The sequence below is a fragment of the Endozoicomonas numazuensis genome (assembly GCF_000722635.1).
Taxonomy (GTDB): domain Bacteria; phylum Pseudomonadota; class Gammaproteobacteria; order Pseudomonadales; family Endozoicomonadaceae; genus Endozoicomonas_A; species Endozoicomonas_A numazuensis.
Genome location: NZ_JOKH01000008.1, coordinates 98,607 through 120,483, shown reverse-complemented (window position 1 = coordinate 120,483; position 21,877 = coordinate 98,607). Strand labels below are relative to the sequence as shown.

The window sequence follows — 21,877 nt, the reverse complement described above, 5'->3', positions numbered from 1 at the left end:
GCCCTCCTCAAAAATAACACAGAAAAACTCAATATAAGCAAAAAAGAAAACCATATTGAGTATTTCTGTCCACTTTTCAATTCCCTTTCTTTCTACGATAAATCTATCCCTGTTATCGAGAAGAAACACCTTGATGAAACTCACTCACGCTTTACCCGCTCTTGCTGTTGCCATGACTCTCAATGCCCAGGCTTTTGAAGTCACCAGTCAGGATATTCAGGAAGGCCACCCCATGGCCAAAACGTTTGAATTCTCAGGAATGGGGTGCGATGGAGCCAATGTTTCACCTCAGTTAACCTGGAAGCAGGCGCCTGCTGGAACCAAGAGCTTTGCCATCACCGCTTATGATCCGGATGCGCCCACCGGCAGTGGATGGTGGCACTGGGTTGTTCTGAATGTTCCAGCCACAACTAATGCCCTGCCAAGAGGTGCATCAGGTAACATCAAAGCAGCACTGGAAACACAAACAGATTATGGAAAAGCGGGTTTTGGTGGTGCATGCCCTCCTGAAGGACATGGTATGCACCGTTATCAGTTTACGGTCTGGGCTCTGCCTAAAGCCCAGATTGATTTACCTGCAGATACCCCCCCTGCCGTTGTAGGATATACCCTGAACAGCCTGGCGATCGACAAAGCCACTTTGACGGCAACCTATACACGTTAAATTCAAGAAGCTCCTGAAAGGTATCACGAGGTGTAAATGGAAGACCTGATTCGTATTCATCATTACCGGGGCACTCAACCCCAACGATTGCGAAATGTATCCATTTACACCCCCAGTATTTTCTCTGTAATGACGGGGCACAAGGTGCTGAAATGGCATCAGGACAACCTGAGTTTTCATCAAAAAAACTGGCTTATCACTTCGTCGAACGAATCACTCACTTTCGTAAATGAGCCGACTCGAAACCCTTTTCATTCAATGCAGATCGCTTTTCTTGAGCCTCCCGATGAACACTTGATCAATGCCACTGCGCCTTCCAGAAAGGCTCTGGGTAAAACACCAGACTTTTCCCCAAGCCCTTCATTACTGATGCTATGGCAGCAACTCCAGAGCATAACGGCTACGCCATACAGCAAGGCTGTGCAAAGGCATATCTTGCAGGCCTTTTATCAACAATTATGGGAAGAAGGTGGCTTGCCACTTCTATTTCCAGACACCGGTATGACAACCCGAGAGCGCCTTGCACGACACCTTTCCAATAATCCGGCAGGACCCCACTCACTGGAAAGTTGTAGCCGTTCTCTAGGAGTCAGTAAAGCCACTCTGGCACGTCACCTAACCAGAGAAGCCACTTCTTTTCGAGATATATTGGCCGAAGTACGTATGACCTACAGCCTGAATTTAATGCAACAGCGCACATACTCTCAGTTGGATCTGGCTTTGCAATGTGGATATCAGTCTGAAAGCCGTTTCAGTCAAAGGTTTCGACAACAGTTTGGTATTACTCCAAGGCAGTATATGAAAACTCTGATTTGATTCGTGCTCATTAAGCAACACCTCTGACAAACCAGAAACCACTGGACTGACGAAAATGCCAGTGCCTGTAGCCAGTTTCATCTTTCGATGAGCCAAATTTTCCGCTTATGGCTGTTTATTCTTTAATTGCTTTCTCACACCCTGATGATCAGGTTTCATACCTGTATCCCCGGGTTGCCAGCCTTCTGGTGTCACCAGACCTTCATTTTCTTCTACAAACTTCACGGCAGCCGCTTTTCGCAAAATCTCATCGACATCCCGACCAATACTGTTGCTCTGGACGTCTGAGATTCTGACTTTACCCTCTATTCCAATATAAAAAGTGGCTCTGAATGCCAACCCGTCTTCATTTTGTATTCCGTACTGTTTCAGTATCTTGCCCTGTGGGTCCGAAAGCATAATAAAGTCAGCATTACCAATCCCAATGGGAGTGTCTTTACTGCCCTCTCCTGCTTTGTCAGGCTTCAGCCGCCAAGCTTGGTGAGAGGCTTCTTTGTCTTTAGCCATAGAAGCCTCGTCAGTCGATAGAACCAGGACTTCGTAACCCAGCTCCTGAAACTGATCCAGTTTATTCTTGATGGCAATCAACTCGGTAGGGCAGATGAAAGTGCAGTTTTTTGGGTAGCTGAGCAACAGCACCCGATTTTTTCCGAGCAAAGAGGATAACTTGAAGTTGTCGACAATCCTGCCTTCCGGCTTATCCTGGTCAGGCAGCACTGCTGAGGTTTCGAAATCAGGGGCCATGGTTTCTGGCAGAGGAACGGCATTGGCCAGTGCAGGGATCATGGCTGCCAGCAAGAGGGGAGCGTATTTCATTACCACCTCACAGAGCGAAGATATTTTCACACCTTGTAAGGTTTAGCAGATAAACAGTCATGCAGCGCTTATTTCCGAAATAGCCAGCTCAACGATATCCAGTGCCCTCATCAGCTCATTGCGGTCAATAGTCAGCGGTGGACTTAACTGCAAAACATTACCCTGAGAGACCTTGAAACTTAAACCTAATTCAAGACAGCGGTAGAGTATTTTTTCGGCCTCCCGGGTAGCTCTTTCTTTAGACTGACGACATGTGACCAACTCTACCCCCCAGAGTAAGCCAATTCCTCTTATGTCACCCATCAGTTCGTATCTGGACTTCATATTTTCCAGTCGATTGCGGACATACGGTTCATCAGCCCTGACTTTATCCAACAGATGATCCTGCTCAATCGCCTCGATAGTCGCCAGCGCAGCAGCACAACCCACCGGACTCTTCTCATGGGTGTAGTGCCCCAGAGAAATATGTTGTGCAACATTGAATTCATCGCGGGTAATCATGGCTGCCATTGGAATTATACCTCCGCCCAGGCCTTTGCCTATGCAAAGAATATCCGGGGTAATGCCAAATCTCTGATAAGTAAACCATTCTCCGCTGCGCCCCATACCATTGGGAATTTCATCCATGATCAGTAATACATTGTGTGTGTCACAGATTTCCCGAACACGCTGCCAATACGCCTGACTGGGAATCTGCACATCGGTATTGCGAACCGTTTCGGCAATAAAAGCCCCTACACCCCCTTCTTTTTCAATCACATATTCCAGATAGTCTGCATAATGAACATCGCTACCATCTTCTCTTGGCCAGATGCCACGATAGCTGACCGCAGGTGGAATACGTTCAACACCCGGCATAAGCGGCCCCATACTTTCACGAAAACAGGCTTCGCCTCCTACTCCGATAGCATCCAGTGAAGCACCATGAAAAGAGTCCCACAGGGAAATGATTTTATGATTGCCTGTGACGACCCTGGCCAGCTTCAGAGCCATGCCAATGACAGCGGTTCCACCGGGTGCAAACAGCACACGGTTGAGATCACCACCACAGATATTCCCCAGCTTTCTGGCACAGTCAATCGCCACCTGATGAGTAAAGCGTCTAGGTGAAAATGGCAGTGTATCCAGCTGCTTCTTAATACTCTCCACAACCTGTGGATGGCCATATCCGAGCTGATGAACATTATTACCATGGAAGTCCATGTATCGGTGGCCACGGGCATCTTCAATATAAATACCGTCGGCTTTTTCAAGGACATCCAGACAGGGTGTAGACATGGACTGATGCAGAAAGTAACGTGCATCTTCTTCCAGCATTGCTTCAGTCCGGGGATGAGCCAACTGATTTTGCCAACGCGTTCGCTCTTCCGTGGTATTGATGTCACCTTCTGAATGAAGGAAGCCTGTTACACCGTCCATGACATCAGCACTCCTGCCAGTACATACTTTCAGAAACCGCTTTAATTAATCGACCGATGTCTTCCGGATACACTTCCCCGATATTGCCGATTCTGAAACAGTCTGCTTCAGACACTTTACCGGGATAGATGACGAAACCTTTTGCCTTCAGCTGCTCATAAAAACGACGGAATTCATAATCCGGATGTTCTGGTGAGCGGAAGGAGGTGATAAACGGAGAGTGCAGTTTATTGTCTAACAGGCACTTGAACCCCAGTTCATTCATACCCTGCACCAGCAAGCTCTGATTGGCGCAATAACGCTTATGACGGGCAGCAATGCCTCCTTCTTCACTCAACTCCGCCAGTGCTTGATGGAAAGCCCTTACCGTGTGTGTGGGGGATGTAAAACGCCATTTACCATGATTCTTGTCCATACACTGCCATTGATCATACAGATCCAGAGTCAGTGATCGGGCCTGGCCTTTGCATTGGGACAAAACATTGCGACGGGCTATGACAAAACCAAAACCAGGAACCCCCTGAATGCATTTGTTGGCGGAACTAATCAGAAAATCTATACCCAGCCCGGCAAGGTCAATAGGAACACCGCCAAAACTGCTCATGGCATCAATAATCAGAATGCAGTCGTGTTTTTTGACCACAGGTGCCACTGCTTCAATTGGATTGAGCATTCCGGTTGTGGTTTCGCAGTGCACAATGGCGACATGGGTAATAGCTTTATCTTCAAGCAATATCTGCTCGACTTCTTCCGGAGTCGGAGGGTTAACCTCGTCACACTTCAGAACACTTAAAGGTATCTGCAAGTACTCTGCAATCAGGGCAATTCGGGCACCATAGGCACCATTATTGATCACAAGTAATTTCCCTTCGTCAGAGATCACCGACCCAATGGTTGCCTCGACCGATGCAGTACCACTTCCCTGCATGAGCACAGCGGTATAGTCCTCTGTATCCGAAGCCAGTTTGATCAGTTGGCTGCGGATCTCTTCAACCACTCCCAGATTGTAATCATCATCCCAGGTGCACCAGTCACGTAACATAGCTTCACGGACACTGGCTGACGTAGAAAGAGGCCCCGGAGTTAATAACAGATAAGGGTTTTCCAGGTTTTTTTCTTTCGCTATTAGCTCACTTGTTTTCATACACTACCTGCATGTATCGAGACTGAAAAGTCATCTGTAAAACATTTTGGTATAGACCAATTTTTTGAAAACTATGGAGCCAACACGTTTTTTTTTGCGAACACCTCATGATGAAACAATCGATGAAACAATCAATAAAACAAGTCCTGTATCGACATTGCGAATAATTCACATGACCGTCAAAAATCATATCGAAAGCACAATCCGCGATGGACCAGCGCTCAACATTAATCTCTGAGTTCTTACTGAAAAATGCCGTGGAGAAAACCCTCACGCTTCCACCTTCGCCCCCCTCTTGAATTGTTCATTTTATCTTCACAAAAAAGCAACAACGTCTTCCTAAGATCAGATATCCCATAAAAACAAAAGGAATTGAGTATGCACCGATTCATTGCCCTGCTCTTTCTGGCACTGCCTACACTGAGCAATGCCAACAGTGACCACGTTTCTTTCAACTACCTCTGGGGCAACCAAAAGCCATCCATTCAACTGGGGCCAAGACCTTACTACCTGGTTGATGATATGGACGCGGGTTCGTTAAAAGAGACGCTTAAAGCCTGCACCCAAATTAGAAAGTTCAGGAAGTCTGACTTCTCCATCGGTCACAGGGGCGCTCCTATGCAGTTCCCTGAACATACCCGAGAGTCCTATGAAGCGGCAGCCAGAATGGGCGCTGGAATTCTGGAGTGTGATGTAACCTTTACTCAAGACAAGGAGCTGGTGTGTCGTCACTCTCAATGCGACCTTCATACCACCACTAATATTCTGGAAACGGAACTAGCTCAACAGTGCTCGGAGCCTTTCAAGGCTGCCACTTTCGACGAAGAAGGTAATCTGCTTGAGCCGGCTTCAGCCAAATGCTGCACCAGTGATATTACTTTGGAACAGTTCAAAACCCTGAAAGGGAAAATGGATGCCTTTAATCCAAAGGCCAAAACCGTTGCCGAATACCTGGACGGCACGGCCAACTGGAGAACCGACCTCTACGCCAGCCGTGGCACTCTGATGACCCACAGGGAAAGTATTCAGTTGTTCAAAAAGCTGGGTGTAAAAATGACACCCGAACTCAAATCCCCCAGTATGTCTATGCCCTTCGACGGCTTCAGCCAGCAAGACTATGCCCAGAAGCTGATCAACGAATACCGTGAAGAAGGCGTTTCCCCACGGAAAGTATGGCCTCAGTCGTTTAATAAGCAGGACGTAGAGTACTGGATTGACAATAACCCACGTTTTGGCCGTCAAGCGGTCTTCCTGGATGGTCGCTACGATAACCCGGCCTTTAACCATCGTAAGCCGGAAACCTGGTCTCCTTCCATGGAAGAACTGGCCGCGCGTGGTGTACAGATCATTGCTCCACCGATGTGGATGTTGCTGGATGTTGAAGACGGACAGATCGTTCCTTCTCTTTACGCCTTGTCCGCCAAAGAAGCCGGACTGGATATCATCACCTGGACCGTTGAGCGTTCTGGCCCACTGACTAACGGTGGTGGCTGGTACTATCAAACTCTGAATGGCCAGAATCCTCCTGAGGGTTACAGTCAGAGTGTTATCAACAATGACGGCGACATGATGACAGTCATTGATGTTCTGGCCATGGATGTGGGTGTTCTGGGGATTTTCTCCGACTGGCCTGCAACCACCAGCTACTATGCCAACTGCATGGGTATATAACTCATATGGGAGCCTGGTAGTTTTGCTACCAGGCACTCACTGCTTCAGGAAACATCAGCTGAAAAACTGCCACATTTTTTACCGGAAGCATTTCATTTACATAAAAGTGCCCCGTCTTATTCGCCACGGCCTTGAACGGATCTGAAAACATTGTCGAAGGCATGAGTTCCAGTTCAGGAATAGCCTTAACAACCCGTTGCTGATTGGAACCGTATTGGATACTGCCCTGATTGATAGGCTTTGATTCTGAGCTACTTCCCCAGTTACAACACCAACAACACAGAGACCAAAAACAGGATCCACAGCCTGAATCCATACCCATATCCGGATCAGGGTCTTCATCAGGCCCACGATCTCTGTTCTCGGGTTTCCTGTGATCAGAGAGAAGAGCTAATAACCTATCCAGATCATCATTGGGTCTTTTTATGTAGTAGGTCAGATCCGTTCCCCCTACGCTGACTACCACCCGGATTGTCTTTCGATTCCAATCCGATAACGTGACCTTTATTGAATCTAAATTCATCATAAGAGGATATAGGGTTAAGGTTATTGTATGGAGAACATCGCCATGACTATTCATACTGCTTACATCTAATTGGTTTGAAAGCGTGTAACTCGACATAGCATTGTTAAAGTCTGCTGAAGACACTGAACCAGAAGCAGGCTGATCATTTGCCATAACAGAAGCAGGCTGATCATTTGCCATAACAGAAGCAGGCTGATCATTTGCCATAACAAATGCAGCCACAATCAATGCCAGATAGAGATCAGTAGATAATAGAGAGAAGGCGCTGAAGTTTGAGGAAGCGAGCCCCTGATACAATGTCAGCAAGCTCGTTGAAAATATCCCCTGAAGAACAATAGGAGCGGTTTCTGTTGTTCCTGCCGGAGACATTTCAGGAGGAATGGAGATGGAAAGGCCTCCATTTTCCTGGAAACTGAAACTGAACACTTCGTTGCCAAACGGATTATTGACTTGATAGGGCGCACTGCTTACTTCCCCCTGTTGAGTCTCAATAGCCAAACTGGATTTTGGAAATAACGCCATTATGGTTGTCATCAAAACCAAACAACGCAATAACCTGCTGGCAACGATCTGGCTCACCTGAAGCATAATGATCCTTTATTATTAATTAAATGTGTATTCAGTATTGATCAGTCATTCGTTTCTGCAAGTAGGCGAAGCCAGAAAGAGATTCCTGATATACTGGCTCTCTCAGCTCAAGACATTGAAACCACCCCGTGCACAAACTCAACGACCGACAAGCCGAAGCCGTAAAGTATATTGATACCCCCTTGCTGGTTCTGGCAGGTGCCGGCAGTGGCAAAACCAGCGTTATCACAACCAAAATTGCCTATCTGATTCAGGAATGTGGTATTAATGCCCGCAATATCATTGCTGTGACTTTTACCAACAAAGCCGCACGAGAAATGAAAGAGCGTGTCGGAAAACTGGTCAAGGGCAGAGCCTCTCACGGTTTGACCGTTTCGACTTTCCATAATCTGGGCCTTAATCTGATCCGCAAGGAATATAAGACACTGGGTTATAAGCCGGGCTTTTCCATTTTTGATGCCCAGGACGCTCACGCTCTGATTGGTGAGCTGATGCAGAGAGAAATGGGGTCAGATGAAGAGAGCGTTGATACGGTCCAGCATATTATTTCCAGCTGGAAGAATGATCTGATTCCACCGCGTCAGGCACTGGAAAATGCTCGCCAACCTAATGAACAGTTGGCGGCCCGGGTTTACGAGCACTATAACCGTACTTTAAAAGCCTATAATGCCGTCGATTTTGATGACCTTATTTTACAGCCGGTTATGCTGTTTCGAGAACACCCGGAAGTGCTCGAGCGATGGCAGAACAAAACCCACTATGTCCTGGTCGACGAATATCAGGATACCAATGGAGCCCAGTATGAGTTGATCAGCCGGCTGGTGGGTGACCGGGGCAAGCTAACGGTTGTAGGTGACGATGATCAGTCTATTTACGCCTGGCGTGGTGCTCGCCCTGAAAACCTGGCATTACTGAAAAAAGATTACCCTTCCCTAAGGGTGATCAAGCTCGAACAGAATTACCGCTCAACCAGCCGAATCCTGAAAGCAGCCAATACTCTCATTGCCAATAACCCTCACGTGTTTGAAAAAACGCTTTGGAGTGAATTGGGTATGGGTGACATTATCCGGGTTATTCGTTGTCGTAATGATGAAATGGAATGCGAACGCATCGCTACCGAAATTCTGACCCAAAAGTTGAAGAACGACACCCACTGGAAAGATTATGCGGTGCTTTATCGTGGCAATTTCCAGTCTCGCTTGCTGGAAATGAAACTGCAACACCACCAGATTCCTTACCATATCAATGGTGGCACATCATTTTTCTCCCGTGCGGAAGTCAAGGACATCATGGCTTACCTCAGATTGCTGGTAAACCAGGATGATGACAATGCATTTCTACGTGTCGTCAATGTCCCTCGCAGGGAGATAGGCCCTTCAACTCTGGAAAAACTGGGCAATTACGCAGGTACTCACAATCTGAGTCTGTACGCTGCCTCACAGGAAATGGGGCTTCAGGAAGATTTATCTTCCAAGTATGTGGAAAAATTACGCAGCTTTACCGAGTGGATGGATTCTGTGTCCCGCCGCTGCCAGACAGGTGATGATCCCATTGCTGCGATCAGAGAAATGATTAGCGACTGCGGCTACGAAAACTGGCTGATGCAAACCACTGCTACGCCTGCAGGTGCTGAGAAAAGAATGGGCAATGTCTCCTTCCTCATCGACTCTCTTCAAAAGACTCTGGAAAGAGGAGATGAAGATGGAACAGTAGAAGATGCCATTGCCCGACTGATTCTCAGGGACATGATGGAACGGCAGGCAGAGGAAGAAGACAACGACAAAGTACAGCTACTAACCCTTCATGCTTCCAAAGGGCTGGAGTATCCTTATGTTTTCATGATGGGGATGGAGGAAGATCTTCTGCCTCACCGTACCAGTATTGAAGAAGATAATATTGAAGAAGAGCGCCGCCTGACTTATGTCGGTATTACTCGTGCCAGAAAGACACTAACGATGACACTGGCAGGACAGCGAAAACAATACGGTGAAATCATTGATACCAGCCCCAGTCGTTTCCTGGAAGAACTGCCCCAGGAAGACCTGGAGTACATCGGGTTCGGACAGAAAGCCAGCCAGGAGCAGAATGCCCTGACCGGCAATGCGGCTCTGGCCATGTTACGCAACCGCTTGAGCGAGTAAATTAGAAGAGGCTGACTGATAACTCAGCCTCTTTTTTACACCCGCTTAAACTCAGGATTAAGAGTTATCCTCTTTAGCTTTTCTTTGCTTTGGCTTAAAACCATTTTTCTTCAGCAACTTGATACCTGCTGTAGCCAGAAACTGTCTGTAATGCAGCGGCTTCATCCAGACAATACGCTTCAGATCTTCTTCGCTTAATGTTTCGTTTAGAGCGTCTCTCAAACGTAAAACCTGTCCTACCGGGAACTCTCCCACCATAAAGAGAGGCACATTAGCGCCCTTCTGATTCTTGCCGATACCTTCTTCACCCAGACCTTCTACCACCCTTTTGATAGCTGGAATAAACGTAGCCTTTGCACACTCGTTTAACGTTGTTTGTCCATCAATCCAATCACTTTCTGTGACGCCTTCAGGCACAGTATTTTGCTGCAAAACCCAAAAGCCCAGATAACCTGCTTCGTTCTTTTTGGTTTTCAGGCGGACAAACAAATGATCATACGCTCTCCTGGGTAAGGCTTTATTCAAACGAGCCTGCTCCACTTCGCTATACCCAAGATTTGGGTAAAACAAGTAGTCATCTTTAGGCACCTGCTCATAAACATCGACCGTGGGCATAGCATTCATAGCTTTCAGAGCGGGGATATGCTTTAGATCCAGTCTGTCAAAATCACTGGCTGTGCAAGAGTCTGGTAGCTGGTTAAGGAAACCCTCCTGGATTTTGATTCCGAACTGAAAATCGCCACCTTCACTGTTATAGGTAACCCTGTCATCCTGCAGTATGCCGTCCCGAATCTTGTGGCCTATGGCATAAGTTGACAGCTGAATAAAGTCCAAATCTCTCAGTTCACTTTCTTCACCCGCTTTCTGCTTGGCCAGCTTGCCTATGAGTCGGGTATCAGAATCTATTTGTACCAGTTTATCTATAGGCGTTATGAAATGACGGAGATTCAGCACTTTCTTCATGTTCTTGCGGATATACTGCCCTTTGGTCATGGCCTTGCCATCAACCTGGAGCGTTTTTTCCTGATTCTCGTTAAATCCGGCTATACCGACAAAGACAGCATTAAGCCGGATTCTGTCGTCATCTTTCAGATCAGGCCAATGAAAACGGGTAGACTTTCTAAGGTTATCCAGAGCATTGGCAAACAGAATGGTCTCTGAATCACGGCCTGCCAGAGATCCCGGATGACCCGTACCGGAGACCGAAGCTTCAAAGAAGTCTTCCTCACCGGGTGACTGGCTATAACTGACATGGACGGGAGAAGCCACAGAACTGGCTAGCACTTTCCCCGGATTATCCGCCGAGGCCAGCACCATATTTACCTCGGCATTACTTTCATAGACAACCAATACCAGGTTATCGGAGATCGTTTTGGCAAAAGCCAGTGAGGATAACAAACTGAGTGAAAGCAGAATTATCCTGCTTATGACCCTGAACTTCATCGGATCAACCTCTTCTTAATATAAAGCCTTGAGTATTAGCACTGTCGCACCAAACTTAATCAGACAGCGCTTACCTGGAACCATTAGTTAAAAAAGTACATGATCTTCAAAATAGCTAATGAAAGGCCAGCAAGACTCATATTTGTTTAGACATAAACGTTATAAAATTTTTACAAAGTCCATTTGTAGCAGACTGAAAGCCATACTCCACATGATCAGACAAATCACCAGATCGATGATTTTCCATGCCATTGGGCGAGATAACAGGGGGGCCAGCTTCACCGCACCTAGCCCAAGACCATAGAACCAGATCACTGAAGCGGTCGCCGCCCCTAGTACAAAATAACCACGCTGATCACCGTATTGAGCACCAATACTGCCCAACAAAATAACCGTATCCAGATAAACGTGAGGATTAAGTACAGTGACTGCCAGCGTCGTAAGAATCACCGTTCGGACCGATTTTTGAGTGTGCCCTTCGGCCTTCAAACGTTCAGTTTTAAAACTGCGACGTAATGACATCAGGCCAAATACACTCAGATAGATCACTCCAGCCCATCGGGCTATCTCAAGCAGTGTTTCATTACTCTGGATAACAGTACCCAACCCGAGCACTCCAGCCAGTATCAGCAAGACATCACAAATAGCACAGATGCTGGCCACCAGAATCGGCGACTCCCGACGTAACCCCTGTGCCAGCAGAAAAGCATTCTGGCTGCCAATCGCTATGATTAAACCGCCGCTCAGTAACAACCCATTCAGAAAAATCTCCAGCATTATCTACCTTTCTCTTTTTATATTCAGACGTAATCTATTGGCCGTATCTGGCTTACTTTTCTTACGTGTTCTATTACAGCCAGATGTTATACCCCATACCGTTCGTACTGAGCCGCATGACCCGTATCCTTCGACTTGCTCAGGATAAACGGAGTATGTATGAGCGCTGACTAATGACATTGGAGGACTGATTAAACAATAATGCTCCGCATTAATAAAAATCATATAGCTAACACAGCATTAGAAAAATTAATGAACGGGCTTAAGCAAAATGTTCGACTACAAACTACTGGACGCCCTTGCAGCGGTGATCACCCATGGGTCTTTTGAGAAAGCAGCACAGGTGCTTGCCATCACCCAGTCAGCGGTGTCCCAAAGGATCAAACTCCTTGAGCAAAGAATGGGCCGGCCTTTGCTGATCAGGAGCTCCCCGGTCAAGCCTTCCCCTGCAGGTCGCCAGCTGTTACGCCATGCCCAGCAGGTGCAGTCTCTGGAAAGCCAGCTGATGGAAACACTTTCAGGAGAAAAGACCGTAAACTGGCAAACCGTTCGGCTTGCTGTCAATGCAGATTCCCTCGCCACCTGGTTGCCCGCTGTTTTGAAAGGGTTATTTGAGCACGAAATTCTCACCGAACTGACAGTGAACGATCAGGATGTCACCACAGAGTATCTGAAGAAAGGAGAAGTCATGGGCTGTCTGGCCTCATCTGCCAGAGTCGTTCAGGGTTGCCACTGTGAGTTTCTGGGCAATATGGAATATATCGCCGTAGCCACTCCTAAGTTTTACCAGACCTTTCACAAAGAACCTTTTTCCAAGGTACCCACTGTTCACTTTGGTCGTCAGGATGAACTACAGAATCGATTTCTGAAAAAGTACTTTCAACTTGAACCTGGCCAATTCCCAGCCCACATTCTGCCTTCTGTTGAAGCGATTCTGGAAGCCGCCAGAAGTGGTATAGCCTACGGTATTGTCCCCAGAATGCAGGCTTCTCCTTATCTTCTTGATAATGAGCTGGTTGAAATGACGCCCGGAAAATCACTCAGTGTGCCTCTCTACTGGCACTATTGGCAGCTGGAAACAACGGTTCTGAAAAGAGTCAGTACTTTAATGACAAGAGAAGCACGAAAACAATTGCAATGCTTTCAGTAGCGAGTGACTGAGGTGTAGAACCCGTAATGAGACATACGACTCAATACCAACATACGAATGCAGCCCTCACCTGACAGGTGCTTGCAGTCAACCCCTCTTTATGCGAAATTCATCAACGCTTAACAAAAAAGTAACAAATGCCCATATCGTTTGTAATAACAACGGCATTTAATGGCACCCCAATGACTGACTGCAGTTGATCAGGAGGTTGACCAGGCATTACTTTCAATCATAAGGCCTGTACTACTTCCGAATGTTCAAGACAGCCATGAATAATAATTAAAATAATGTGGAGTACCTAAAAAATGGTTGGCCCCAAACCTGATGCCATCAGCCTTCTGTTAGCCACCTTTGTCTTAGCTGTTTTGACAACCGTAGCGACTGCAGCACTGATCTGAAGACTGATTTTGGTAGGCCAGGGAATGGCTTACTGAAAGCTAACCGTAAAATGTTTTCTCTGTCGCAACCCCCTTCATCGGTACATCCCAGTCTGCCACCGGAATCTCTTCTACCCTCTGACATTCGTGCGCCAACCCTATGAGCATCGGCTTTGTGGCCTGTTTCAGAAAGGCAAAAGTTCTATCGTAGTAGCCTCCTCCCATCCCCAGGCGATGACCTTTTTCATCAAAACCGGTCAGCGGCATAAGCACCAAATCCAGAGCTTCAGCCTTGACGATCTTCTCCCTGTCCAACTCAGGCTCCGCTATACCATAACGATTATTCACCAGTCGGGTATTAGGTCTGTAGAGCTGAAAATACATCTTGTTATGGTCTTCTTGATCCAGTACTGGCAGATAACAAAACTTGTCCTGCTCCCAGATCGCTTCGGCAATATATCGGGGGTCAATTTCACCATCACTGGCCAGATACAGGGCTATATGCTGACTCTGCCGAAAAGCCTCACCACCACATACGACAACGGATACATTTTTAGCCGCATCTAGTTGCTGCTCGGCCGACAGAGACTGACGATTACTACGTAACTGCTTGCGCAGGCTGGCTCGATCCATCTGAGATGACACCCGGTATTGTTCTACTCAAACAATATTGTCTCTCGCTGAAAGGGAATAAACAATGAGTGAACGGACGATCACTTTCAGAGTATTGGTGTTAACTGGCCTGAATTAAAAAAAAGGCCGCTGATTTCAGCGGCCTTTCCAACATATTCAATTCCAAGATAAAACTTAGAACGGAATATCGTCGTCAAAATCATCAAAGCCACCCGCTGGTGCAGCCTGAGGCTGCTGCGGCGGTTGCTGTTGCTGTTGCTGTTGTGGTGCTGCAGCAGAACGTGGTTGTTGCTGAGGCGCACTGTACTGCTGTTGTGGTGCTGCAGCTGGAGCAGCCTGCTGCTGTTGCATGGGTTGCTGAGGCGCACTGTACTGCTGCTGTGGAGCAGACTGTTGTGCCGCTCTCGGCTGGAACTCACCACCACCGGCAGGTGCGCCCATACCATCTTGACGGCCGTCCAGCATTTGCATTTGACCACTGAAACCGTCTACTACGATCTCTGTGCTGTAGCGATCCTGCCCCTGCTGATCCTGCCACTTCCGAGTCTGTAACTTACCTTCAATGTATACCTTGGAACCCTTGCGCAGGTATTGCTGGGCAATTTCAGCTAACTTTCCAAAAATAGCAACACGGTGCCATTCCGTCTTTTCCTGACGCTGCTGCGTGTTCTTATCCATCCAAGTTTCACTGGTCGCCACACTCAAGTTGGCAATGGCGCTGCCATTTGGGGTAAAGCGGACATCCGGATCATTACCCAGATTGCCGACCAAAATGACTTTGTTAACACCACGTGTTGCCATCAGTTTCTCCAGTATTTTTTACCATGAACCCGTTTTCACTTCCTTTTATATCCTGAGGCGATGAAAAAGGGTGCCAGCCACTCTGGGCTGTTAAATTCATTTATGTCAGCACTCGCCATACTGACGCAGTGCGGTCATATCCACTACTTTCCTATCCACCTTAAGATAGGCGGTTCTTTCACTATCCAGGACAGTGACTTCCTCAACCCCTGGAATAATGGCCAGTTCCCTGCCAATTGTACGGGCGTCTAGGCTCATGGAAGTATCAAGAGCCATCACCATACTGCTGACATAGGGGGGTTGTTTCATGGTAACAGACAATAACCACCATAGTGCAGTAGGGATTGCACAAACCACCATGACACCGGTCGCACCCCAGTACTGAAGAGCCAATCCACCAAGGCTTCCACCCAATGCCGCGCCAAGGAACTGGCTGGTTGAGTAAACGCCCATGGAGGTGCCCCGGGTACCTGCCGGCGACAACTTACTGACCAGAGAAGGCAGTGTAGCCTCCAGGAAATTGAATGCAGCAAAAAAGAGAAATATACCCAAAAGAACACTCTCTACTTGCCACATACCTGCAATAGCGGCCAGCAGCACAGTCACAGCTCCGACAAAACACTGCTTCAGACGGCGCTTGGCTTCACTGAAAATAATAACCGGTACAATCATGACAAAAGAGATTGAGAGAGCCGTCAGATAGATCCAACCATGCTTTTCCCGAGCGATACCCATAGTATCTTCCAGCATTTGTGGCAGGAAAACGAACAAAGACATCAGGATAAAATGAAGCGTAAAAATACCGGCCATCAGTCTCAGTATTTCAGGGTTACGAACTACATTACCCACATCTTTGATACTGACTTTGGTGTTCAGGTCCGTTCGGGTAACCACCGGAGTCGGCACCATAAATAGAAGAATAAGAATACCCAGACCTGCCATGACCGCATTGCTGCCAAACAGACCACCCAGCCCCCACCAGCCGGCAAAGAGAGGGCCCAATAACATGGCAATGCAGAAGGAGAAACCGATACTGATACCAAATACCGCCATGGCTCGAGTGCGATATTGTTCACGGGTTAAATCAGCCAGTAGAGCCGTGATAGCTCCGGCTACTGCACCAGCTCCCTGAAGAATCCGACCAAAAATCACACCGTAGATCGAGTCGGCCTGAGCGGCTACCAGACTGCCCAGCATAAAAATCATCATACCGGCAATAATCACCGGTTTGCGTCCGAACCGGTCTGACATCCAGCCAAAGGGGATTTGCAGTGCAGCCTGGGTCAGCCCATAAGCACCAATAGCAAAACCAGCCAAAGCCGGTGTAGCCCCTTGCAGGTCTTCAGAGTAAAGGACCAGAACAGGCAGTACCATAAACAGGCCAAACATCCTGAAGACAAACACCAGAGACAGTGAGACCGTTGATTTCAGTTCCTGCGGAGACATTCCTGACTTCTTATATAAAATTGCAAGCGGGCTATTTTATATAAGAAGTCAGGAAACCGATAGGATGTGAGGTGATATTCCTCTCAACCAAAAAAGCATCGACCTCTCATTAGCCACCCTGATGAATAACCCCTTCTGCTACAGCTAATGTTTTCATGCAATTGCTCTGAACCAACAAAAACCAGCTGCTGAAGGCCGCCAGCCTTGGGTGAGGGTCTTGGGTGCTGCACATAAAGCCCGTTTTTTTCAGCAAACTTAAACGCTTTTCCAAAAAGGTTTTCATTTGTCCTTCGGGAATGGGCTGAGGGTACACCCATGAAGGTATTTCTCTTTTTTGAACATGCTCCACCCACCCCGGGTATTCACCCGTCTCGCACCAATAACACAACTCCCGTGCTGCCTGACCGGCTACATCACAGTCCTTTAAAACAGCACGCAAGCGGTTACGAGCCTCACTGCCTTCAGGCATGTCAAACGCTTCTCCATACAATATGGTGTATAGCGTTAACAATTCATTCTCTACTTCTTCTGCCGATCTGGAAAAACCTGCCGGATCACGGCTATTAAATTCACGGGTCAGAATACGAGCTAATAACATCTCCAGTGCCAGCATATTATTACCCAGCTCATTCATGGAAACAGCACTGATTGCTTCTTCATCTTCCATATCAAACCCCAATTCTGTTGTAACAGGAGATAATTCGGAATGCTTTCGAATTTCTGCAAAATCCCTGAGTACTACTGGAAAAGGGGAGATATTCGGGTACTCGGTGGAAGGCCCTGTCCAGCTGTCAAAAGAACCTTGTGAGCAAAAACCGGTTAATTGATTCAAGGTGACATAGGGCCTTAGATCACTGATAAACCTAGAATGAAATGCAGGCAATGCATTCGGTACAGAAAAGCCATTTCTGAACAAAACACCAATATCATGGGCCGCAACTCTTAATGCTTTCAGGGCATTTTCTTTGCTTAAACCTTTCTCTCCTGAGGTCTCATGAGCATAACGGTGATACAACTCACCGGGTTTTGCTTGAAAGAGATAAGCCTCACAGGAGTCAGAGTGTTCATCCAATGAGACTCTTGTTTGTAGAAGGGCATGCTCTTCTTCTGACAGCGCTACTTCAGCCAGAAACTTCGATGCATCTGGCAGCACAAAATTACCTACAGGTTCGGGTAACTGACTGTGTAAATCCATACCTTCCCTGCCCTGGGTTTCCCTGAATAATACCTGCTGCTCACGCAGAAACTGAAGCACCCCCGCTTCACGGGTCAGCTCTTCCAGTGGTTCATCTGCTCCATCTGAACCCCGCTTCCTCAGCTTGATACGAGGGACTTTCTCTTCCAGTCCAGAAGTCTCGCCCTGATGATAAAGACTTCTTCCATACAGTCCTGTTACGCCATCCTTCTCTTTAAAACAATCTACATAATCCTCCGGCATAGGCTTAAACTGCCGGGAGTCATGGTAAAGATGCTGATCAAGACAACGCTGATAGGCTTGGGGACGGCCACTCTAAAACCCACGGTTTGCAATAAGGCTGTCCAGGGATAACTGGCATCAATGCCTTGTCCCAGGGGATAGAGCTGGGTAGAAAGAAACTGCTCCTGGAACCAGGCCTTATGCTCGCCATGCATATAGTTTTTCAGCACTGCAGATAGATGCTCAGGGGGTAACACTGCCAGAATCTCAAACACCACATCAGGATTAAGACCTCTGGAGGGAAGCTGATTCAACATATCTGAAAGATTTCGGTCATCTAGGAGGCTGACCGAGAATAGACAGCCCGGCCTAAAATCCAGAAAGAACGGCCATCTTTTCCACTGAATTTGCTTAAATAGGTCAACTATTCGCACAAATTCAGTGAAAAAGCTGACTCGTTCTACTGAATTTTATGCTCGGACGCTATTCTCGGTCAGCCTCCTAGCCCGGAAATTTCATAAAGTGTTGAGCTTCTCGCTCTGCTATTTTTTCGGCTGACACATTTTCTCGTCATATTCATGCTTATTGCATGGATCTGACGAGAAAATGCTGTCACGGCGGAGAAAGAGCTAGCGAGAAGCCGACGAGCGATGTTCGTTTCTTTTCGTTCACATCAGCAAACGAATATCTCAGTATTTCCGCAGTCTATAGTCTGACTGGAGCGGCTTTATGAATTTTCCGGGCTAGAGGTTCAAACTGCTTCATCCAGCTCAATAAAGGCTTCATATCATAAGCGGCTTTAGACGTCTGCCAGATTTTTATTGAGTAATTGAGATATTTTTTCTGCAAGGTTTCCACAGGGATGGAACCCCCTCCCTGAAGCCCCAGTATCAAGAGAGGAAGACAGTCACTGTCAAATAGAGATTCTTCTGCCAACAGAAACTTCAGACAGGCTGTAATCTGCTCAGGCTCCGAGTATTGAAAAAAGAATCTGTAGAGACGTATATTTTGCAGTTGTTTGATTTTGCTGTTGGCACAGAGCCTGTCGGATCGTCTCTGCAATTCAAGGGGCGTCTTTCCTTCAGTGTTCGGCTGTGATGCATAGCCTCCAAGATCATGATCCCTGATCAACTTCAACAATAGATCCGCACCTTCCTCAATTCTATCAATACAGAAGTAGTGCAAGAGAGTATTACCCGTCTCTGTCTCTATCGCTGCAAGTGATGTCAGTGCACCTGGGCATGCCGATTGAATGGCTTCTACGACTTGCGGATAACCCCGGGTAAAAGCAAACCAGAGCAAAAGAGGCTGCATATCCAAGGGAACCTGAACCATAAATTCTGCCAGCAAGGTAGGTTGTTGAACCAGAAGCTGAAAAATATTATCCAGATCTTTCTGATGATGGTTCAACCAATGACCTATGCCTTCAATTTGACTGCCATGGACTTGTGGGTACAGATCTTTTTGGTGCCAGTCTTTTAATTTTGGAAAAATGAAATGACTCCAAAAATACTTCCCGGCAAATTCTGTTTTACAGTAGAGATCACCCTGCCTCATTTTCGAAAAAAGCACGTCTGACGGGGTTCTCTGGAAAGAAGGCACAGTAGCCTCATCCACCCCCTCATAACGCCTCATTTCAGCCTGCCACTCGTTAAACAACGCTTCGGGTTTGAGATTCAGAAGATGAAGACCAAACACAGCCGACCTCATCAGAGGTTTCAATTCATCCCCCCACAGAGCTTTGAAAAGATCCAAAGGCAGATAAGTAGCAGATTTAACAGGGCAAAGCTCCGGATCCAGAGGCGTATTTATGACCTTTAAACGAGTCAGGAGACGAATCAGTGGCTCAGTCTCCTCCTGCAACCCCGAAAGCACTTCAAAAAACACAGACTGAACACTTTGTAACCTTCAGGTCAGAAAAGCCTGATGATCTTCAAATAAATCACTGACCTGTGCTGGAGGGCAGGACAACCAGTCTTTCAATTGTCGAATATCACTAAGATATTGATTTCCTGCTTCTCCATACCAGATATCCAGTTGCTCCGATTCTGACACCCAGATTCTCAAGTGTTCCAGCAGCAAATCATAGCCATTCTGATCAAGGTTTCCTGCCTTCATGGCATCTATTAATTGAAGAATTCCGGGGGAAGCAGAGTTTTAGAAACAGAAAAGTCACCCACTGCCCGAGCAGCTGGGGAGGCGGTCATGCTCATTGGTGATAAGAGCCTCGGGGGAAAAGAAGCCGGGATAGAGGGATCAACCCAACCTACAGGTTTCCCTATATCAACAGACTTGGCACCTTCACATCCTTGCATATCAATCACTCCAAAACAGCCCGAAACCTCTATTCCAGTTCAAGTAATAAAAAGTTCCAGAATACTGAAAATCCTGGATAACCATTACAAGATGATAATGGTTTGACGGTAATTAGACCCAGACACTGCTCAAAAGTTTCTTTTGCCACCAGCACTTTCCCGTCAGTCAGCTATTTTTATTCGTTCCAGAGAAGTCACGATAAAGAGCACTGCCAACCCCCACCAGCCACAGGCAGGTTCACCCGTACCCAGAGCGATAAAAAAACAGAGGATTGATAAATATGACACACCCTGCGAGACACTTCGGTCATTTCAAGCTGTTCATGGTGATCGCACTTGCACTCATGCTGGTGACTGCCAAGTCGGTAGAAGCCAATAACCCCAAATTGTATACCTCTGTTGGCCTTGCCATAGTAATTGTGATTGGAGGAAGTACACTCTGGTACAACCACAGCTCGCCTTCGGAAAATTCAGATTTTTCAGATGATGATGATACCCAGGAACACTCTCTGCAATTACCGGTCATTATTTATAAAGAAGAAGCAGAGCTAAATAGCCACCACCATCCTGGCGATATCAGACTCGCCCCCTTTGTCAATACCAAAAGCAATTTACTTGAACTCAAAGGTACCCGGTCTCAACTGAGAGCCAAAACTGAAGCGGCCATTTGTGCTCCCATCCTGAAGGTCAAAAGCGTTAACCCAACCCTGTTAAAAGACATTCACGATCAGTGCTATAACTGGTTCATAAAAAACAGAATGGTCTTTCCTCATGAGTTTATTGGTATTGATCTTAACAAGGCGGTCAATGTTGTATTACCGGAGTTGGTATACAGTAGCCACCACCTGACGTTTCAGCCTTATCAGGCATCACTTAAATCAGATAAGGCCAGTAAATCGGCTTCTACCGAGATGAATTATTACCAGATCAACATGACTGGTTTCAAAACCAGCGAGTTTTTCAAAACCTGTTATCACTACCCAAAAGCGTCCGGTATGATACCGCCCATGATGGATTCTGGCGGCAAGCTGGTTTTCCAACTGCCAAAACAGGGCGTTACTCACCTGCATCATGATGGACACGCCGAGTATTTTATCGCGACCGATATCTCAGATAATCAAACAAAAGCTTATTTTTGGAAGCTGGGGGAGCCCTGGCCTAAGCCACCAAAACCCATCTGGCTAAAAGAAGCTACAGGTGAACTTAAGCCTGTTCATGTGCTCGCTCACGAATAAAAGCTCACCCAAAAATGCAGATGATTACTCTCATCTGCATTTTTTCTCCTGGTCACTCACTGAGTTTTAATTTTATCTCCATGAGGGCTGTTGGGCTTGCCACTGACCTATTGTGAAAAAGCCGGATTTAGCCCCCGGGAGTAATTCTTCTCTATACAGGTACATATCAAACCGGTGGATGCTTTATAATCCCTCGTTTGCTCCTCAACAGCATCGGGTGATACGGGTGGATAAAATAACGGTACAGGGTGCGAGAACCCACAACCTGAAGAACATTGATCTGGATATGCCCCGGGACAGCCTGATTGTCATTACGGGACTGTCTGGATCAGGAAAGTCATCCCTGGCCTTCGACACCCTGTACGCTGAGGGCCAGCGACGCTATGTGGAATCTCTTTCTGCCTATGCGAGACAATTTCTATCCATGATGGAAAAGCCGGATGTCGATCACATAGAAGGTTTATCACCCGCTATATCAATAGAGCAGAAATCCACCAG

Annotated in this window: 20 protein-coding genes; 7 read left to right on the top strand and 13 right to left on the bottom strand. The window is 47.0% G+C overall.

Translation table 11 applies throughout. The annotated features are described in order from the left end of the window. Nucleotides 1-133 precede the first annotated feature (133 nt). On the top strand, nt 134-664 hold the full coding sequence (locus GZ78_RS23670) for a YbhB/YbcL family Raf kinase inhibitor-like protein (RefSeq protein WP_034841845.1): 531 nt from the start codon (nt 134-136) through the stop codon (nt 662-664). Nucleotides 665-700: 36 nt separating this feature from the next. After that, nucleotides 701-1,480 carry a helix-turn-helix transcriptional regulator gene (locus tag GZ78_RS23665; protein WP_034841842.1) on the top strand — a complete coding sequence of 260 codons (780 nt, stop codon included), beginning with the start codon at nt 701-703 and terminating at the stop codon, nt 1,478-1,480. A 105-nt stretch (nt 1,481-1,585) separates the two neighbouring features. On the opposite strand, the gene GZ78_RS23660 is transcribed toward GZ78_RS23665, so the two are convergent. Genes GZ78_RS23660 through phnW form a run of 3 tightly spaced genes read right to left on the bottom strand, consistent with a single transcriptional unit; the run spans nt 1,586 to nt 4,859 of the window. Then, entirely contained in the window at nt 1,586-2,296 is a 711-nt protein-coding gene (locus GZ78_RS23660) for a redoxin domain-containing protein (RefSeq protein WP_081870014.1), read from the bottom strand. A gap of 57 nt (nt 2,297-2,353) precedes the next feature. Then, a complete protein-coding gene (locus GZ78_RS23655) occupies nt 2,354-3,715 on the bottom strand; it encodes an aspartate aminotransferase family protein (RefSeq protein ID WP_034841840.1) in 1,362 nt (453 codons plus the stop codon). A gap of 4 nt (nt 3,716-3,719) precedes the next feature. After that, nucleotides 3,720-4,859, bottom strand: coding sequence for a 2-aminoethylphosphonate--pyruvate transaminase (gene phnW, locus GZ78_RS23650; protein ID WP_201772785.1), 1,140 nt, complete (start codon nt 4,857-4,859; stop codon nt 3,720-3,722). A gap of 378 nt (nt 4,860-5,237) precedes the next feature. On the opposite strand from phnW, the gene GZ78_RS23645 reads away from it, so the two are divergent. Next, nucleotides 5,238-6,530, top strand: a complete 1,293-nt coding sequence (locus GZ78_RS23645; protein ID WP_081870013.1) for a glycerophosphodiester phosphodiesterase family protein — start codon at nt 5,238-5,240, stop codon at nt 6,528-6,530. 25 nt (nt 6,531-6,555) lie between these two features. Here the strand turns inward: GZ78_RS23645 and GZ78_RS23640 are convergent, their stop codons facing one another. Next, nucleotides 6,556-7,578 (bottom strand): hypothetical protein, encoded by a 1,023-nt coding sequence (locus tag GZ78_RS23640; RefSeq protein WP_152558914.1) that lies wholly within the window; start codon nt 7,576-7,578, stop codon nt 6,556-6,558. Between the two features lie 194 nt (nt 7,579-7,772). Here GZ78_RS23640 and rep point away from each other — a divergent pair, with 194 nt between their 5' ends. Further along, entirely contained in the window at nt 7,773-9,785 is a 2,013-nt protein-coding gene (gene rep / locus GZ78_RS23635; RefSeq protein ID WP_034841835.1) for a DNA helicase Rep, read from the top strand. A gap of 57 nt (nt 9,786-9,842) precedes the next feature. On the opposite strand, the gene GZ78_RS23630 is transcribed toward rep, so the two are convergent. Both GZ78_RS23630 and GZ78_RS23625 read right to left on the bottom strand, forming a co-directional pair. After that, complete coding sequence (locus tag GZ78_RS23630) at nt 9,843-11,228, bottom strand: hypothetical protein (RefSeq protein ID WP_034841832.1); 1,386 nt, start codon at nt 11,226-11,228, stop codon at nt 9,843-9,845. Nucleotides 11,229-11,387: 159 nt separating this feature from the next. Next, a complete protein-coding gene (locus tag GZ78_RS23625) occupies nt 11,388-12,005 on the bottom strand; it encodes a LysE/ArgO family amino acid transporter (protein ID WP_034841829.1) in 618 nt (205 codons plus the stop codon). A 271-nt stretch (nt 12,006-12,276) separates the two neighbouring features. On the opposite strand from GZ78_RS23625, the gene GZ78_RS23620 reads away from it, so the two are divergent. Next, nucleotides 12,277-13,155 (top strand): LysR family transcriptional regulator ArgP, encoded by an 879-nt coding sequence (locus GZ78_RS23620; RefSeq protein WP_034841827.1) that lies wholly within the window; start codon nt 12,277-12,279, stop codon nt 13,153-13,155. 437 nt (nt 13,156-13,592) lie between these two features. On the opposite strand, the gene GZ78_RS23615 is transcribed toward GZ78_RS23620, so the two are convergent. The 7 genes from GZ78_RS23615 to GZ78_RS23585 all read right to left on the bottom strand — a co-directional run bounded on the left by GZ78_RS23615 (nt 13,593) and on the right by GZ78_RS23585 (nt 19,947). Beyond that, nucleotides 13,593-14,165 carry a 5-formyltetrahydrofolate cyclo-ligase gene (locus GZ78_RS23615; protein ID WP_034842102.1) on the bottom strand — a complete coding sequence of 191 codons (573 nt, stop codon included), beginning with the start codon at nt 14,163-14,165 and terminating at the stop codon, nt 13,593-13,595. Nucleotides 14,166-14,339: 174 nt separating this feature from the next. Further along, entirely contained in the window at nt 14,340-14,966 is a 627-nt protein-coding gene (gene ssb / locus GZ78_RS23610) for a single-stranded DNA-binding protein (protein ID WP_034841824.1), read from the bottom strand. A gap of 105 nt (nt 14,967-15,071) precedes the next feature. Next, nucleotides 15,072-16,412: an MFS transporter gene (locus GZ78_RS23605; protein ID WP_034841821.1), complete on the bottom strand. Its 1,341-nt coding sequence runs from the start codon at nt 16,410-16,412 to the stop codon at nt 15,072-15,074. Between the two features lie 109 nt (nt 16,413-16,521). Further along, on the bottom strand, nt 16,522-17,850 hold the full coding sequence (locus tag GZ78_RS23600; protein WP_034841819.1) for a hypothetical protein: 1,329 nt from the start codon (nt 17,848-17,850) through the stop codon (nt 16,522-16,524). After that, on the bottom strand, nt 17,832-18,146 hold the full coding sequence (locus tag GZ78_RS23595) for a hypothetical protein (protein ID WP_034841817.1): 315 nt from the start codon (nt 18,144-18,146) through the stop codon (nt 17,832-17,834). The genes GZ78_RS23600 and GZ78_RS23595 overlap by 19 nt, the downstream gene beginning before the upstream one ends. A gap of 388 nt (nt 18,147-18,534) precedes the next feature. Further along, complete coding sequence (locus tag GZ78_RS23590; RefSeq protein ID WP_034841814.1) at nt 18,535-19,716, bottom strand: hypothetical protein; 1,182 nt, start codon at nt 19,714-19,716, stop codon at nt 18,535-18,537. A 21-nt stretch (nt 19,717-19,737) separates the two neighbouring features. After that, nucleotides 19,738-19,947, bottom strand: a complete 210-nt coding sequence (locus GZ78_RS23585) for a hypothetical protein (RefSeq protein WP_034841813.1) — start codon at nt 19,945-19,947, stop codon at nt 19,738-19,740. 478 nt (nt 19,948-20,425) lie between these two features. On the opposite strand from GZ78_RS23585, the gene GZ78_RS23575 reads away from it, so the two are divergent. Then, entirely contained in the window at nt 20,426-21,379 is a 954-nt protein-coding gene (locus GZ78_RS23575; protein ID WP_034841809.1) for a hypothetical protein, read from the top strand. A gap of 226 nt (nt 21,380-21,605) precedes the next feature. Next, nucleotides 21,606-21,877 (top strand): hypothetical protein (locus GZ78_RS23570; protein WP_152558926.1); only part of this gene is annotated, 272 nt, incomplete at its 3' end.

Coding starts and splice junctions, on each gene's coding strand:
- GZ78_RS23670 (WP_034841845.1), top strand. CDS start 134: ATGAAACTCACTCACGCTTTACCCGCTCTTGCTGTTGCCATGACTCTC.
- GZ78_RS23665 (WP_034841842.1), top strand. CDS start 701: ATGGAAGACCTGATTCGTATTCATCATTACCGGGGCACTCAACCCCAA.
- GZ78_RS23660 (WP_081870014.1), bottom strand. CDS start 2,296: ATGAAATACGCTCCCCTCTTGCTGGCAGCCATGATCCCTGCACTGGCC.
- GZ78_RS23655 (WP_034841840.1), bottom strand. CDS start 3,715: ATGGACGGTGTAACAGGCTTCCTTCATTCAGAAGGTGACATCAATACC.
- phnW (WP_201772785.1), bottom strand. CDS start 4,859: ATGAAAACAAGTGAGCTAATAGCGAAAGAAAAAAACCTGGAAAACCCT.
- GZ78_RS23645 (WP_081870013.1), top strand. CDS start 5,238: ATGCACCGATTCATTGCCCTGCTCTTTCTGGCACTGCCTACACTGAGC.
- GZ78_RS23640 (WP_152558914.1), bottom strand. CDS start 7,578: ATGGCGTTATTTCCAAAATCCAGTTTGGCTATTGAGACTCAACAGGGG.
- GZ78_RS23630 (WP_034841832.1), bottom strand. CDS start 11,228: ATGAAGTTCAGGGTCATAAGCAGGATAATTCTGCTTTCACTCAGTTTG.
- GZ78_RS23625 (WP_034841829.1), bottom strand. CDS start 12,005: ATGCTGGAGATTTTTCTGAATGGGTTGTTACTGAGCGGCGGTTTAATC.
- GZ78_RS23620 (WP_034841827.1), top strand. CDS start 12,277: ATGTTCGACTACAAACTACTGGACGCCCTTGCAGCGGTGATCACCCAT.
- GZ78_RS23615 (WP_034842102.1), bottom strand. CDS start 14,165: ATGGATCGAGCCAGCCTGCGCAAGCAGTTACGTAGTAATCGTCAGTCT.
- ssb (WP_034841824.1), bottom strand. CDS start 14,966: ATGGCAACACGTGGTGTTAACAAAGTCATTTTGGTCGGCAATCTGGGT.
- GZ78_RS23605 (WP_034841821.1), bottom strand. CDS start 16,412: ATGTCTCCGCAGGAACTGAAATCAACGGTCTCACTGTCTCTGGTGTTT.
- GZ78_RS23600 (WP_034841819.1), bottom strand. CDS start 17,850: ATGCCGGAGGATTATGTAGATTGTTTTAAAGAGAAGGATGGCGTAACA.
- GZ78_RS23595 (WP_034841817.1), bottom strand. CDS start 18,146: ATGTTGAATCAGCTTCCCTCCAGAGGTCTTAATCCTGATGTGGTGTTT.
- GZ78_RS23585 (WP_034841813.1), bottom strand. CDS start 19,947: ATGAAGGCAGGAAACCTTGATCAGAATGGCTATGATTTGCTGCTGGAA.
- GZ78_RS23575 (WP_034841809.1), top strand. CDS start 20,426: ATGACACACCCTGCGAGACACTTCGGTCATTTCAAGCTGTTCATGGTG.